Source organism: Streptomyces sp. NPDC005752, from assembly GCF_040630715.1.
Taxonomy (GTDB): domain Bacteria; phylum Actinomycetota; class Actinomycetes; order Streptomycetales; family Streptomycetaceae; genus Streptomyces.
This window is the reverse complement of sequence record NZ_JBEXYB010000006.1, coordinates 44,054-58,275: the sequence shown is the minus strand read 5'-3', so window position 1 is coordinate 58,275 and position 14,222 is coordinate 44,054. Positions and strand designations below refer to the sequence as shown.

At 70.6% G+C, this 14,222-nt stretch carries 10 protein-coding genes and 1 tRNA gene; 4 read left to right on the top strand and 7 right to left on the bottom strand.

Going from position 1 to position 14,222, the window contains the following annotated elements; translation table 11 throughout:
* Nucleotides 1-55 precede the first annotated feature (55 nt).
* Nucleotides 56-1,249, top strand: a complete 1,194-nt coding sequence (locus ABZ441_RS07200) for a hypothetical protein (RefSeq protein ID WP_358969328.1) — start codon at nucleotides 56-58, stop codon at nucleotides 1,247-1,249.
* 57 nt (nucleotides 1,250-1,306) lie between these two features.
* On the opposite strand, the gene ABZ441_RS07195 is transcribed toward ABZ441_RS07200, so the two are convergent.
* The 6 genes from ABZ441_RS07195 to ABZ441_RS07170 form a co-directional block, all read right to left on the bottom strand.
* Entirely contained in the window at nucleotides 1,307-1,621 is a 315-nt protein-coding gene (locus ABZ441_RS07195) for an L-rhamnose mutarotase (protein ID WP_014156217.1), read from the bottom strand.
* Between the two features lie 14 nt (nucleotides 1,622-1,635).
* Nucleotides 1,636-2,721, bottom strand: coding sequence for a rhamnose ABC transporter substrate-binding protein (gene rhaS / locus ABZ441_RS07190; RefSeq protein WP_358969325.1), 1,086 nt, complete (start codon nucleotides 2,719-2,721; stop codon nucleotides 1,636-1,638).
* A 40-nt stretch (nucleotides 2,722-2,761) separates the two neighbouring features.
* Nucleotides 2,762-3,811, bottom strand: coding sequence for an ABC transporter permease (locus ABZ441_RS07185; RefSeq protein WP_358969323.1), 1,050 nt, complete (start codon nucleotides 3,809-3,811; stop codon nucleotides 2,762-2,764).
* Nucleotides 3,795-4,847, bottom strand: a complete 1,053-nt coding sequence (locus ABZ441_RS07180; RefSeq protein ID WP_358969321.1) for an ABC transporter permease — start codon at nucleotides 4,845-4,847, stop codon at nucleotides 3,795-3,797. Before ABZ441_RS07180 ends, ABZ441_RS07185 begins: the two co-directional genes overlap by 17 nt.
* Nucleotides 4,844-6,367, bottom strand: coding sequence for a sugar ABC transporter ATP-binding protein (locus ABZ441_RS07175; protein WP_358969319.1), 1,524 nt, complete (start codon nucleotides 6,365-6,367; stop codon nucleotides 4,844-4,846). The genes ABZ441_RS07180 and ABZ441_RS07175 overlap by 4 nt, the downstream gene beginning before the upstream one ends.
* A gap of 375 nt (nucleotides 6,368-6,742) precedes the next feature.
* Nucleotides 6,743-8,017, bottom strand: coding sequence for a phosphoribosyltransferase family protein (locus ABZ441_RS07170; protein ID WP_358969317.1), 1,275 nt, complete (start codon nucleotides 8,015-8,017; stop codon nucleotides 6,743-6,745).
* A gap of 495 nt (nucleotides 8,018-8,512) precedes the next feature.
* Between ABZ441_RS07170 and ABZ441_RS07165 the strand changes: the two genes are divergently transcribed.
* Nucleotides 8,513-9,679, top strand: a complete 1,167-nt coding sequence (locus ABZ441_RS07165; protein WP_358969315.1) for a hypothetical protein — start codon at nucleotides 8,513-8,515, stop codon at nucleotides 9,677-9,679.
* Between the two features lie 529 nt (nucleotides 9,680-10,208).
* Here the strand turns inward: ABZ441_RS07165 and ABZ441_RS07160 are convergent.
* Nucleotides 10,209-10,281, bottom strand: a tRNA-Arg gene (locus ABZ441_RS07160).
* Between the two features lie 318 nt (nucleotides 10,282-10,599).
* Here ABZ441_RS07160 and ABZ441_RS07155 point away from each other — a divergent pair.
* Nucleotides 10,600-12,243, top strand: a complete 1,644-nt coding sequence (locus tag ABZ441_RS07155; RefSeq protein ID WP_358969313.1) for an ATP-binding protein — start codon at nucleotides 10,600-10,602, stop codon at nucleotides 12,241-12,243.
* Nucleotides 12,240-14,207, top strand: coding sequence for a GTPase (locus ABZ441_RS07150; protein WP_358969311.1), 1,968 nt, complete (start codon nucleotides 12,240-12,242; stop codon nucleotides 14,205-14,207). The genes ABZ441_RS07155 and ABZ441_RS07150 overlap by 4 nt, the downstream gene beginning before the upstream one ends.
* The last annotated feature ends 15 nt before the right edge of the window (nucleotides 14,208-14,222 follow it).

Sequence of the window (14,222 nt, the reverse complement as noted above, 5' to 3'; positions counted from 1 at the left end):
TCCGGCCCTCACCTTCCCGTCCCGCCGGCGCCGCCGCTGTCGAAAGGCCCGCACGATGCCCTACACCCCCGAGTTCCAGGACCCGGACGACCTCCTGCTGGTCAGCCGGTACCTCAATGGCCGACGGCCCTGGCTGAAACCCGACGGGCAGGTGCCCTACGCGCATGTGCTGTACGCCGCGGCCGTGCGGGGACACGCCCCGGCCGCCCTCGTGGCACGGCTGGCCACCCTGGGACACACCGATGTCCAGCAGTGCGGAATCCCCTGGCCCGACTCCATCGGTATGGAGGACGCCTCGCTGGTCAAGCGGGAGGGCCCCGACAAGTACACGCAGCAGTGGATCGACGTCGGTGAGCCCGTGTCCCTGCGCGAGGTCCTCCAGGCGGCGGAACACGCGGGCCGCGCTCCCGCCGACGTCGTGCGCCGGCTGACCGCGCTCGGATACCGGCTCGGCGGCAGCGGACCGCTGCCCGGCACGCCGAACCCCCGTGACGTGATGCTGATCCGCACCGACCGCAGGGGCGACGGCAGTTGGCTCGGCTGGGGCGACGAGGTGTCCGCGGCCCATGTGCTCGAAGCGGCCGAGTACCTGGCCTGCAGCCCGCACGCCGCCGCCGGGCGGATGGCCGCCCTCGGTCTCCGGCTGCCGTACACCCCCGAACCCGACGACGAGGAGATCCTCAGGTTCGGTGAGACGTACCGCCCCCACTATCCCGGCCGGTACTCGTCAGCACCCCTCGGGCACGTGCTCGCCGTCGCACGGGAGACGGGACGCCGCCCCGCGGACATCGTGGCCCGGCTGAAGGTGCTCGGGGTCGGGGAACCGGCCGGATCGGTCCCCGAGTCCCCGCAGGACGACGACCTCGTCATCCTCAGCGAGGAACTCGACGGCTGCCGGCCCTGGTTGCAGAGGAACACGGTCGTCGGACTTCAGATGCGGCACGTCCTGCGCGCCGCCCTCGCCACCGGCCGGAGCCCCGCCGGGATCGCCGCGAGACTCACCGAGCTGGGGCACCGGCTGCACGAGAACGCGAAGCTGCCCGAGTCCGCCGACGAGGCGGACATCCGGCTGCTGGAGGCCGTCGACCGGTCGTACCTGGACGACGTCCACCTGGAGGACGTCCTGCGCAGCGCGAGCCTGACGGGCCGGAGTCCCGCGGACGTCGCCTCGCGGCTGACCGCCCTCGGCCACAGGCTCCCCGACGAGGTGGACTACCCGGAGGTACGGGGTTCCCTCTCCGTGTCCTGAACGTCGTCCGCCCCGGCCGGCCGAGACGGCCGGGGCGGACGACGGCGCGGGCACCCGCTAAGCCAGGTGGAACACCTCGGTCAGCGGGACCATGGCCTCGTCGGCGGCCTCCGACTGCTCGAAGAACCCGGCCATGTCCCGCTGCCACCGTGCGTTGACCTCCGTCGCCGCCATCGCGTCCCGGGCCGCGTCGAAGTCCTCGGTCTCCAGATAGCCGACCAGCAGGCCGTCCTCGCGCAGGAACAGCGAGTAGTTGTGCCAGCCCGCCTCCGACAGCGCGGCGAGCATGTCCGGCCACACCGCGGCATGACGCTCGCGGTACTCGTCCTTGCGGTCCTCGCGGACCTTCAGCAGAAAGCAGACGCGCTGCATGGAACCGGCTCCGATCAGAAGTCGAACGTGTCGATGTTCCCGGAGTCGAAGACGGTCGGCTCGCCGAGGATGACCTCGCCGTCCTTGCCGATCGTGTACTCGCCGAGCTTGCCCGCCTTGAACTTCTCGCCCTCCGCGCCGGAGATCTGGCCCGACGCCAGCGCCGCGGCCGCGTACGAGCCGAGGTAGCCGAGCTCCTCCGGGTTCCAGAGCGAGAACTGCTCGACCGTGCCGTCCTTCACGTACTTGCGCATCTGGTTCGGCGTGCCGAGCCCGTTCAGCACGACCTTGCCCTTGTAGGAGGAGTCGCTCAGGTAGCGGGCCGCGGCCGCGATGCCGACGGTCGTGGGGGAGATGATGCCCTTGAGGTCGGGATAGGCCTGCATGAGGCCCTGTGTCTGCTGGAAGGACTTCTGGTCCGCGTCGTCGCCGTACGCCACCTTGACCAGCTCCATCCCCTTGTACTCGGGGAGCTTCAGCTCCTCCTTCATGAACTCGATCCAGGTGTTCTGGTTCGTCGCGTTCTGCGTGGCCGACAGGATCGCGACCTTGCCCTTGTAGCCGATCTGCTCGCCGAGGTGCTGGACCAGGCTGCGGCCGATCTCCTCCGAGCCGGCCTGGTTGATGAAGAGCTGACGGCAGTCCTTCGCCGTGTCCGAGTCGTAGGCGACGACCTTGATGTCCTTCTTCATGGCCTGCTTGAGCGGGCCGCACACCGCGTTCGGGTCGTTCGCCGCGATGAGGATCGCGTCCTGGCGCTGCTGGATCAGCGTGTTGATGTAGCTGACCTGCGAGGAGGCGTTGGCGTCGGACGGGCCGACCTCCTTGCCCGTGCCGCCGTACTCCTTCGCCGCCGCGATGCCCGCCTCGTCGACGATCTTCTCGTACGGGTTGTTGATCTGCTTGGGCAGGAAGGCGAGCTTCAGGCCCTTCTTCAGCGGTGCGTCCGGGTCGGCCTTCGCGGAGCTGCCGGCCTTCGCGCTCCCGCTCCCCTCGCTGCTCTTCGTGGTGCCGGAACAGGCGGTGAGGGCGAGGGCGAGGGAGACGGCGGTTGCGGCGGTCGCGACGGCGCGGCGCCCGGCGGCATTGCGGAGCATCATGGCGGCGTGTGCCTTTCGGAGAGGTACGGCGGAAGGGGCGTTATGACGACGGGGGTGTGCGCGCGGCGCGCCTGTGCCGTCGTTCGACGACCGTCGCGACGACCCGTGGGGTCAGGACGGACGCCACCAGGAGCAGTCCGGTCACGATGACCTGCACCTCGTTGGCGATGTCGTTGAGCGTGAGCAGGTTCTTGAGGAGGCCGATCAGCAGCACACCGGCGACCGCGCCGAAGAGCGTGCCCTTCCCGCCGTCGAAGTCGATGCCGCCGAGCAGCACCGACGCGATGACGAGCATCTCGAAGCCGAGCCCGTTGTCCGCACGGGCACTTCCGTACCGGAGGGTGAAGACGATCCCCGCGAAGGCGGAGAACAGCCCGGTCACGACGAAGAGCAGCAGCTTGATCCGCTTGACCCGGATCCCGGCGAAGTACGCGGCCTCCTCCTGGGCGCCGATCGCGAAGAGCGAGCGGCCGAGCCCGGTGGCGTGCAGCACGACCGCCGTGACCGCGGCCAGGACGATGAAGAGCAGCACCGGGTAGGTGAGGAAGGTGCCGGGGACGGTCGTGGTGTCGACGGCCCAGTCCGCGTAGACCTGCGGGAAGTCCGTCACGGCGTCGCTGCCGAGGGCCACCGAGGCAAGACCCCGGTAGAGCGCCAGGGTGCCGATCGTGACGGCCAGGGACGGCAGGCCCACCTTGGTGACCAGCCAGCCGTTGAGGAGGCCTCCGGCGACGCCCACCAGCAGCACGGCCGGCACGATCATCTCGAAGGCCCAGCCCGCCTCCCACAGCGCACCCGTCAGCGCGCTGCCCAGGCCCAGCATGGAGGCGACGGACAGGTCGACCTGCCCGGCGACCACCAGGAGGGTCATCGGCAGTGCGATGAGGGCGACTTCGGCGATGTCGTTGAAGGCGAACGCGAGGTTCTCGGTCGACCCGAAGCCCTCGGTGCTCCCGAGACCGACGACCAGCACCGCCACCAGCAGGACACCGACAGCGGTGTCCCAGCGCAGCGCCAGGCCGCGCACGGGAGAGGGTTTCGTTCCGGCCCGCGGCCCGGGAGCCGTCTTCGTGTCAGGCGCCGTGGTCATGACGGGCGTTCCTCTTCCTCAGTGCGGCGGTCATCCGCAGGTTCACGATCCGGTCGACGCTGATGGCCAGCAGGAGGAGCGCACCGGTGATGGCGCCCTGCCAGAAGGAGTCCACCTTCAGGACGACCAGGACGCTGCCGATGGTGGTGAGCAGCAGGGCACCGAGCGCGGCGCCCCACACGGTGCCGGTTCCGCCGGTGATGGCGACACCGCCGACGACCACGGCGCTGACGACGGTCAGTTCCCAGCCGTGGGCGTTGTCCGCGACGACGGTGCCGAAGCGGGCCAGCCACAGGGCCCCGGCGAAGCCGGCGACGGCTCCGGAGAAGGCGTACGCGGCGAGCACCCGGCGGCGGATCGGTATACCGGCGAGCCGGGCGGCCTCGGGGCTCGACCCGATGGCGTACAGCTCGCGCCCCGACCGGTAGCTGCGCAGGAAGTACGCGGTCGCCGCGAGCAGGACGAGCGCGATCAGCGGCAGGTACGGGACTCCGAGGATGCTGCCGCTGCCCAGACCCAGGACCGCGTCCGGCACGTCCGAGGCGCTGATCTGCTCGCCCTGCGCCCACCAGTAGTCGACGCCCTGGATGATGTAGAGCATGCCCAGGGTCACGACGAGCGCCGGGACCCTGCCGAAGCTGACGAGGGCTCCGGAGACCAGGCCGCAGACGACGCCGATGGCGATGCCGAGCACCGTCACCGTCAGCACGCCGTGGTCGCTCCCCGCGACGAACTTGCCGCAGGCGAAAGCGGACAGGCCGACGACTGAGCCCACGGACAGGTCGATGTTGCGGGTGATCACGACGGCTGACTGGCCGACCGCGAGCAGCACCAGGATGGACGCGTTGAGTAGCAGGTCCTTGACGCCCTGGTCGGACAGGAAGAGCGGGTTGGCGAGGTAGGTGCCGAGGATCAGCAGGGCCAGCGCCCCGGCGATGGAGATCTCACGTGCCCGGAAGACGGCGTCCACGAGCGAGGAGGCGCTCCGCTCCGGCGCTTTCGCGGTGTCCGGAGGGCTCTCGATGGTGGTGGTCATGCCGCTGCCCTCTCATTGCGTCCGGTGGCCGCGGCCATGACCGACTCCTCGGTGGCACTCTCGCGCGGGATCTCGGCGACGAGCCGGCCTTCGTGCATCACCAGCACGCGGTCCGCCATGCCGATGACCTCGGGCAGATCGGAGGAGATCATCAGAACGGCGAGGCCGTCCGCTGCGAGCGAGGAGAGCAGCCGGTGGACCTCGGCCTTGGTGCCGACGTCGATCCCGCGGGTCGGTTCGTCGACGATCAGTACGGCGGGGCCGGTCGCCAGCCACTTCGCCAGCACGACCTTCTGCTGGTTGCCGCCGGACAGCACGCCCACGGTGTCGGCCAGCCGGTTGTACTTGAGCTGGAGGCGCACCGCCCAGTCGGCGGCCCGGTCGTGTTCCAGCGCCCGGCTGACGAGACCTCGCTTGCGGACCTCGCCCAGGCCGGTGAGGCCGATGTTGCGCTCGATCGACATATCCATGACCAGCCCGCGCTGGCGTCGGTCCTCGGGCACGAGGGCGAGTCCGGCGTCCATCGCGGCGGTCGGTGAACCGGGGCGCAGCACCGTGCCCGCGACCCTGACCTCGCCCGCGTCGGCGCGGTCGACGCCGAAGACCGCCTGGGCGACCTCCGTGCGCCCGGCGCCGACCAGTCCGGCGAGCGCGACGATCTCGCCGCGGCGCACGTCGAAGGACACGTCGCGGAAGACACCCTCGCGGGTCAGCCGGCGCACCGACAGGGCGACTTCGCCGACCTCGGCGTCCTGTTTGGGATAGAGGTCGCCGAGGTCGCGGCCGACCATCCTGCGCACCAGGTCGTCCTCGGTGAGCCCGTCCAGCGGTTCGGAGGAGATCCACCGGCCGTCGCGCAGGATCGTGACGCGCTGGCACAACTCGAAGATCTCGTCCAGGCGGTGCGAGATGAACAGCACCGCCGCCCCCTCGGCGCGCAGCGCGCGCACGACGGAGAAGAGCCGGGCGGTCTCGCTGCCGGTCAGGGCTGCCGTGGGTTCGTCCATGATCAGGACGCGGGCGTCGAAGGAGAGCGCCTTGGCGATCTCGACGATCTGCTGGTCGGCGATCGACAGCCCGCGGGCGGGCCGGTCCGGTGCCAGGTCGACCCCGAGCCTCCGCATCAGGCCGGCGGTCGTCCCGTGCACGGCCCGGCGGTCGATCCTGCCCAGGGAGCGCCGGGGCTGACGGCCCATGAAGATGTTCTCGGCGATGGAGAGATCAGGGAAGAGCGTCGGCTCCTGGTAGATGACGGCGATACCGGCGTCGCGGGCGTCCGCCGGGCCGTGGAAGGTGACGGGCCGGCCGTCGAGCAGCACCTCGCCGCTGTCCGGGCGGTGCACACCGGCGAGGGCCTTGATCAGGGTCGACTTGCCCGCGCCGTTCTCACCCGCGAGTGCGTGGGCCTCGCCGGGGAGCAACTGCAGGGACACGTCCTGAAGGGCCCGTACGGCACCGAAGGACTTGCTCACGCCCTTCAGAGCCAGGACCGGGGCCGGGTCCGGAGCGGACTGGTTCATGGGAGCTCCTCGGCGGTGGGACTGCTCCGCACCACCCGCCGTGAAAGGTTTCAATGAGGTTGCTCGGTAGCTAAACGGGGATTGCGGGCGCAGTCAATGGGTTGATGGCGAGCAGTTCCAAGAAGAGGGGTGATGTGCGACCTGGGTGCGGAGAGTGGGTGGGCACTCTTGACAGTCATCGTGGCGGGCCACTATCTTCACGCCACTTGAATCGATTCATGCATGGGCCTGTGCCTGTGCCTGTGCGTGTGGGCCGAGCCCGGATCGCTGCGGGGCGCCGCCGCGCGGTCGCCGGACGATACTCCCGGGAAGGGCGGCGAGTCCCTGCCTGCCGGGAGGTGGCCCGTCCCGGGATCCGGAAGGTGCCCCTGCGCCTCAGCCGGCCGCCGGCATCAGGTGGGAGGTGAACCAGTCCCGGGCCAGGTCCGCGACCTGGTCCAGGGTGCCCGGCTCCTCGAAGAGATGGGTCGCACCCGGGACGACCTCAAGCCGGTTCTCGCAGTGCAGCGCTGCCTGTGCCTGCCGGTTGAGGTCGATCACCGTCGTGTCGTCGCCGCCCACGATGAGCAGGGTGGGTGCGCGCACTGCGGACAGATCGGCCCCGGCCAGATCGGGGCGCCCGCCGCGGGAGACCACGGCGCCGACACCCGAGTCCGCCGCCGCGGCGGCCCGCAGCGCCGCCGCCGCCCCCGTACTCGCCCCGAAGGAGCCGACGGGGAGGGAGGTGCGGCGCCTCAGCCAGGAGGTGGCGCCCGCCAGCCGCCCGGCCAGCAGACCGATGTCGAAGACGTTGGCGCGGTAGACCTCCTCCCCGGGCGTGAGCAGGTCGAAGAGCAGGGTGCCCAGGCCGGCGCGGTTCAGCACCGTGGCCACGGCGCGGTTGCGCGGGCTGTGGCGGCTGCTGCCCGAGCCGTGGGCGAACACCACGACCGCTCCGGTGCCCGAGGGAAGTACCAGATCCCCCGAGAGCGGGACCCCGCCCGCGTCCACCTCGACCTCCTCGGCCGTGACGACACCCGCGAAAGCCCGCGCCAGCAGGGAGACGACCTCCTCGTCGGAGGTCTGGGAGAAGTCCCGGTACCACTCGCCCACGGCGGAGAAGAGGCTCGGAGTGGAGAGGCACACGACCTCGTCGACGTCCTCGCGCAGCCTGGCGGCGACATCCGGCGACGCGACCGGCACGGCCAGTACGACATGGGCCGCACCCTGCGCGCGCACCACCTGGCAGGCGGCCTTCGCGGTGGCTCCGGTGGCGACACCGTCGTCCACCACGACCGCCGTGCGCCCCTCCAGCGGCAGGCGCGGCCGGCCCTCCCGGTAGGCCCGCGCACGGCGCAGGAGCTCTGCCTCCTCGGCGCGCTCGACGGCCAGGAGATCCTTCTCCCGGACCCCGGCATGGCGCACGATCTCGTCACTGATGACCCGCACCCCGCCCTCGCCGATGGCACCGAAACCCAGCTCCGGGCGGTACGGAACCCCCAGCTTGCGGACCACGATCACATCGAGCGGTGCCCGGAGTGCCTGCGCCACCTCGTAGGCCACCGGCACCCCGCCACGCGGCAGCCCGAGGACGACGGGGTCACGCCGTTCCAGGTGCCGCAGCGCCACGGCGAGCCTCCGCCCGGCATCCGTGCGGTCGGTGAACAGCACGGTGGTTCACCTCCAACCGAGAGGTGGGAGCGGAACACGCACGCGCGCTCCCACCTTCGAAACAATCCCATGCGCGCCTCTTCGGCAAGTCGGGAACGGCGGGCACACGGAGCGATCCGGCGTCGCCTCGACCGACGGGCCGGGACGTCGAGCGGCATCCTGCCCGCAACCGGGTGCACTTCGGGCTCTTTTCGAGCAGCGTCTCGGCAGACCGTATGCCGGGCGGCGTTTGCGCAGCTCGAACAGCAGCGAAGCGGCCCGCCGAAAATCCGACGGACCGTCACGAAGGGACGGGATCAGGAATGCCTTGCCGATGACCTGATTTCCCGCGACCTGGAAGTCTCCGTACTGGTCGCACTCGAAGCGCGCGGTACGGGGCCGGTTCCGGACCCCAAGAGCGGTGGCGATCCGCAACTCCACCAAATTGCGAGCAAATCCTGCGTGTGCTCACACTTGCAGTTGAAGCTTTTCTGCGGGCGATGAGGAGGTCCACCTATGGTGGACAGCGACGGAGATGTTGCAGGACTCAAGGCACCCTCGTGGTGTCAGCGCATGTTGGCTCACGTCGCAGACCTGCAGAGTCAGATAAACCGGTTCAAAAAACAATGTGCCCCACATTCGCCTGACTCTGAACTCGTGGACAAAGCAAATGCCCAACTCCATGCGGCAAGAGAGTCCCTGAAGAGCAGTGGAAGGTTTTCACAACTCAATGGCAGGGCATCAGATCGTGCTTTGGCGAACATGCACGAGGCTGAGGTCACCATACTGCGCATCGTCCCGCAGGATGAGTTGCAATGGCAAGGTCTCCATGTTCTGGCTCAGGCCCGCTTGCATCTGCATGAGAAGGATCTGCGATTGCAGCGCCTCGAGGCTGTTTCTTTTTCGTCGCGTGGCGAATACTTGCCGCTGGCCGAGGGAAGCCGGGAGTTGGCCGTCAGCGCCCTGCATGCCGCGTACCAGGCGGAAGAAATAGAACGAGCGAGGGTCCGCAGCTTTACCTATATTGTGTGTGCGGCAACGATTGTGATGTCGCTGATCGCTGTCGGATTTGCTATTTTTGCGCTCTTCTGGCCTGCCGTCGGTGCGCGCTTCTGTTTCCCCCCGGATGACACGGTGCAAAACGCGCCGTTGACCATTTGTCCCTTGGGAGATAAACCGACCTGGCAAGGAGTATGGTTTATCGAGTTCGCCGGAATGCTCGCAGCAGCCGTGGCTGGTGCGGTTTCGCTTCGAAAAGTCCGAGGAACCTCAGGGCCGTTCCACGTAGCATCCAGCCTGCTCTTCTTGAGGCTGCCGGTCGGAGCGCTCACCGCTGTGGTGGGCACTCTGTTGATCAGCGGAAGATTCTTCCCTGGATTGACAGCACTTGATACCCCGTCCCAGATAATCGCATGGGCCATCGCTTTCGGTATCCTGCAGGAAGGCGTGACCCGTACTGTCGACGCACAAGGTCAGTTTCTCCTGGACAACGTCAGGGCCCCGGGTATAGAACCCGATGGGCGTGACAGGAAGCGCAATAGGAACCCTGGAGTGAGTGAACCCGCCAAGAGCCAGCGGCGTGATGCCGGCCGCGCCGGGTCGGAAATTTTTGAATCTGAACCTGCTGAGCGGGCGGAGCGCCAGGGCCATCACCGTTCCATTCGGTCCTTCTGGCGTCGATAGTTGTGCCTCCGGGGGAGAGGACCGCCGTGCCCGAGGGCTGTCCGCCACGGCACTCAAGGGTGGGGCGATCGCCCTGTGGCTGGGATGTGATCACTGAGCCCGAGCCGACAGGGGACGTCTGGCCCACAAGCAGGTCCGAGCCCGATTCGGGAACCAGGTGGCCCACAGGGTGAAGGTGAGTCCTGCGGCCAGGGCTGTCCGGTGATGTCGTTTCCCGTAGACGCTGTACATGGACAACGTGGCGGACCTTGCCCGGTCCCCGATGTTTGGTGATCCCTTGGGGGAGATGCCGGGCAGGATCCGCCGCTGGCGCAGCTCGTCGCGGTGGGCGTCGGAGTCGTAGCCCCTGTCGCCGAGCCACTTGCCCGATCGGAGGAAGCGCATCGAGCCGGGGCGGCCTGCCAGATGCGCCGGGAAGCGACCGGGGGCGGTCCGGCGCTTACGCGGTCGCTACGCAGCACTCGCTACGGTGCTGTGGCCTGTGCGGAAAGGCCCTCCCGGAGGAGGGCCTCGCAGTTGTGCGGTTGTGCGCCCCCGGCAGGACTCGAACCTGCGGCCAAGCGCTTAGAAGGCGCCTGCTCTATCCACTGAGCTACGGGGGCCGGGTGTCGGCCTGATGCCCCGGAGGGCGCTGGTTCAAGCCATCCGTGGCCTTGCCGGGACAAGGATAGGGCTCAGATCGCCTGGTCCCGGTTGCTTCACCTGCGTGGCACGATGTGGAGGTTCGGTGAAGCGAACCGATAATCGCAGGTAGGTGCGATTCATGCACCGCTTTTGGCGCCTCGCGTCACGGGTGTTGTGCACTCGTTATGCCCGCGCCCCACTCATCCCCTCTGTCCCCCGGGGTGGATCCGCCGCGCAGAGGGGCCTATACGCTTCAAAAAGGCGTCAAAATTGGGCATTCTTCGCATGTGGTAACCATGGATGTACGGCCCCAGCTCATCGACGCACTTTCCGCCCTGCGCGACCGTGTCGCTGCCGTGCGTCTTCCACTTCCGCTGCCGGGGGCCCCACGCGCCCGGCAGACGCGGACCGAACTGCTCGCCCAGCTCGACGACTACCTCGTACCCCGGCTCAAGGATCCCGAGGCACCGCTGCTCGCGGTGATCGGGGGATCCACCGGCGCGGGCAAGTCGACGCTCGTCAACTCCCTGGTGGGGTGCCGGGTCAGTGAGGCCGGTGTGCTGCGTCCGACGACACGGACCCCCGTACTCGTGTGCCACCCGGACGACCACCACTGGTTCGCCGGGGTGCGGGTGCTGCCGCAGCTGACCCGGATCTGGCTGCCCCCGGGGCAGGTCCCGGACCCGGACGGGCTCGACCACCTCGGGATCGAGGGTGACCGCGACGACACCGTGCTGCGTGTCGAGACCGCGGCCACCCTGCCCCGGGGGCTCGCGCTCCTGGACGCCCCCGACATCGACTCGCTCGTCGTGCGGAACCGGGTCCTGGCCGCCGAGCTCATCTGCGCCGCCGACGTGTGGGTCATGGTGACCACCGCCTCCAGGTACGCGGACGCCGTGCCGTGGCATCTGCTGCGCACCGCGAAGGAGTACGACTCCTCCCTGGTCACCGTCCTGGACCGGGTGCCGCACCAGGTGATCGGCGAGGTGTCCCGGCAGTACGCCGCGCTGCTCACCCGGGCCGGCCTGGGCGACGTGCCGCGCTTCACCATTCCGGAGCTGCCCGAGTCCGCGGGCGGCGGCAGCGGACTGCTGCCCACCACCGCCGTCGCCCCCCTGCGTGCCTGGCTCACCCACCGCGCGCAGGACCCGGCGGCCCGTCAGCAGGCCGTGGGGCGTACGGCGTCCGGGGTCATCGACTCGCTCAACGTCCGGATGCCCGAGCTGGCCGGGGCGGTGGCCGCCCAGTACGCGGCGGCCGTGCGGCTGACCGGCGTGGTCGAGGAGGCGTACGGGAAGGAACTGTCGCGCGTGCGGCGGCGGCTCGGGAACGGCGCGGTGCTGGCCGGTGGCGCACGCACCCGCTGGCGCGGATACCCGCTCTACAGCAGCGCGGCGGAGCTGCTGGACGCACTGGTGGAGAGTCTGACCGCCCTGCTGCAGTGCGCCGTGGCGGCATCCGACGAGCAGATCCGTGCGACCTGGCAGCGCGAGCCCGCCGCCGGGATCTTCCGGTTCGAGGACGCGGGCAGGGAGGCCGGGGGGTGGGGGCCCGCCGAGGACATCCAGGGCCGCATCGGCATGGCCGTACGGCGCTGGCGGCGGGTCCTGGAAGAGCTGGCCGAGGAAGAGGCACGGCTGCTCGAACGCAACGCCGCGCCCGACGCCGAGACGGTGGCGGCGCTGCTGGCCGCCGCCCTCCTCGGCGGCCGCCGTGCCAGGGGCGCGGGAGAGCAGCTCGCCGAACGGATCGGCGCCCAGGGGGCGCTGCGACTCCGCGACAGGGGCGGGGCGCTGCTCACCGAGTGCCTGGACCAGGTGATGCACGGCGAGCGTGACCGGCGGCTCGCCCCGCTGGACGCCCTCGAAGTCGCCCCCGAACCGCAGGCCGAACTCATTGCCGCGCTGTCCGTACTGCAGAAGGAGAGGTGGAAGCGATGACTGCCGTCACCGACCAGGGACCTGACCACGGGCACGGACCGGACCACGGAGCGGAGGACGACGGTACGGGGGTGCGGGGGCACGACGGACGGCGCTGGGACGACGGCCTCATCGCTCGCCGAGCCGAGGCCGCCGAGGCCGCTCAGGAGCACGCGGAGGACCGGCGGACCGCCCAGGACGACGACGCCGCCGAGACCCAGGTCGAGGCGTACGGACTGCCCGGCGGCCCCCTGCGGCCCCGCCTGGACGCGCTGCGTGAACTGGTCGGGCTCTCCCGTGCCCGGCTCGACGGGGACACGCTCGCCGAGGCGGGGCGGGTGCTCGACGAGGCGGCGGCCCGGCAGAGGCTCTCCTCCCGCCACACGGTCGTCGCCGTCGCGGGGGCCACGGGCAGCGGGAAGTCGACCCTCTTCAACGCGCTCGCGGGCGTCCAGATCTCCGAGACCGGACTGCGCAGGCCCACCACCTCGGCGCCCATCGCCTGCAGCTGGACCGACGGCGCCGCCGGACTGCTCGACCGGCTGGCCATCCCGGGCCGGCTCCGGCGCAGGCCGGTGCAGGGCGGCACGGCCGTCGACGAGGCGCTGCAGGGGCTCGTCCTGGTGGACCTGCCCGACCACGACTCGGCGGCCACCGGCCACCGGGACCAGGTGGACCGGGTGCTGGCCCTGGTCGACGCGGTGATCTGGGTGGTCGACCCGGAGAAGTACGCCGACGCCGCCCTGCACGAACGCTATCTGCGACCGCTCGCCGGGCACGCCGAGATCTCCTTCGTCGTGCTCAACCAGATCGACCGGCTCTCCGGCGAGGCGGCCGACCTGGTCCTGGACGACCTGCGCCGACTGCTCGACGAGGACGGCATCGCTGTGGGGGAGCACGGCGATCCGGGCGCCACGGTCATGTCCCTGTCCGCGCTCACCGGCGCAGGGGTGGGCGATCTGCGCGAACTGCTCGGCAGGTTCGTCCAGTCCCGTACGGCTGCGGCACGCAGGCTTTCCGCCGACGTCGACGCGGCCGCCGCGCGGCTCCGTCCGGTGTACGTGGCCGAGGGGCGGCCGGGGCTCGGGGAGCGGGCCCGCGAGCAGTTCACCGACCGGCTCGCCGAAGCCGTCGGTGCGGCGGCGGCCGGGCAGGCGGCCGAGCGGGAGTGGCGCAGGAACGCGGGGCGGGCCTGCGGGACGCCATGGCTGCGGCTCTGGCGCTGGTACGAGTCCACCCGGCAGTTGGGCGGCCTCGACCTGATGGCGCAGGCGCTCGCGCCGCCGGAGGAGGAGCTCACCGCCAGGCAGCGGGTGGAGCAGGCCGTGCGGACCCTGGCGGACGACGCCGTGGGCGGGCTGCCCACGCCCTGGGCGCAGGCCGTGCGCGAGGCGGCCGTGAACGGGGCGCAGGGGCTGCCGGAGGCGCTGGACGAGCTGTCACGTACCGCGGCGGCGGGAGGCGGGGGCCGGAGCCGTGGAGGGAGCACCGACACCGGGCCGGTGCCTGCGGGCCCTGGCGGACCCATCACGGCCGACGGGCGGGGAAAGCGTGGCTCCGTACCGGGAGGCAGGGGGTCCGCACCCGTCACCGGCGCCCTGGCAAGCCGTGGCGCCAGGCCGCCGCGCCCGGCGTGGTGGCCGGCGGCGGTACTCGCGCAGGCATCGATGACGCTGCTCCAGATCTTCGGGGGCCTGTGGCTGCTCGGCCAGATCGTGGGCGTGCTCGAACCCGGACTGCTCACCCCGGCGCTGCTCATGCTGGCGGGAGTGGTCGGCGGGCCGCTCGTTGAGTGGGCGTGCGCGGCCGCGGCACGGGGGCCGGCGCGCCGGTACGGGCAGGAGGCGGAGCGGCGGCTCCGCGAGGCGGCGGCCGGCTGCGGCAGGGCCAGGGTCCTCGATCCGGTGGCGGCGGAACTGGCGCGCTACCGCGAGGTGCGGGAGCGCTATGTGGCGGTGACGGAGTTTTCCACAACCGGCGGGTAATCCACAGGCCCGGCG

What these genes read in the sequence shown, in the direction of transcription:
- ABZ441_RS07200 (WP_358969328.1), top strand. Translation starts at nt 56, where the DNA reads ATGCCCTACACCCCCGAGTTCCAGGACCCGGACGACCTCCTGCTGGTC.
- ABZ441_RS07195 (WP_014156217.1), bottom strand. Translation starts at nt 1,621, where the DNA reads ATGCAGCGCGTCTGCTTTCTGCTGAAGGTCCGCGAGGACCGCAAGGAC.
- rhaS (WP_358969325.1), bottom strand. Translation starts at nt 2,721, where the DNA reads ATGATGCTCCGCAATGCCGCCGGGCGCCGCGCCGTCGCGACCGCCGCA.
- ABZ441_RS07185 (WP_358969323.1), bottom strand. Translation starts at nt 3,811, where the DNA reads ATGACCACGGCGCCTGACACGAAGACGGCTCCCGGGCCGCGGGCCGGA.
- ABZ441_RS07180 (WP_358969321.1), bottom strand. Translation starts at nt 4,847, where the DNA reads ATGACCACCACCATCGAGAGCCCTCCGGACACCGCGAAAGCGCCGGAG.
- ABZ441_RS07175 (WP_358969319.1), bottom strand. Translation starts at nt 6,367, where the DNA reads ATGAACCAGTCCGCTCCGGACCCGGCCCCGGTCCTGGCTCTGAAGGGC.
- ABZ441_RS07165 (WP_358969315.1), top strand. Translation starts at nt 8,513, where the DNA reads ATGGTGGACAGCGACGGAGATGTTGCAGGACTCAAGGCACCCTCGTGG.
- ABZ441_RS07155 (WP_358969313.1), top strand. Translation starts at nt 10,600, where the DNA reads ATGGATGTACGGCCCCAGCTCATCGACGCACTTTCCGCCCTGCGCGAC.
- ABZ441_RS07150 (WP_358969311.1), top strand. Translation starts at nt 12,240, where the DNA reads ATGACTGCCGTCACCGACCAGGGACCTGACCACGGGCACGGACCGGAC.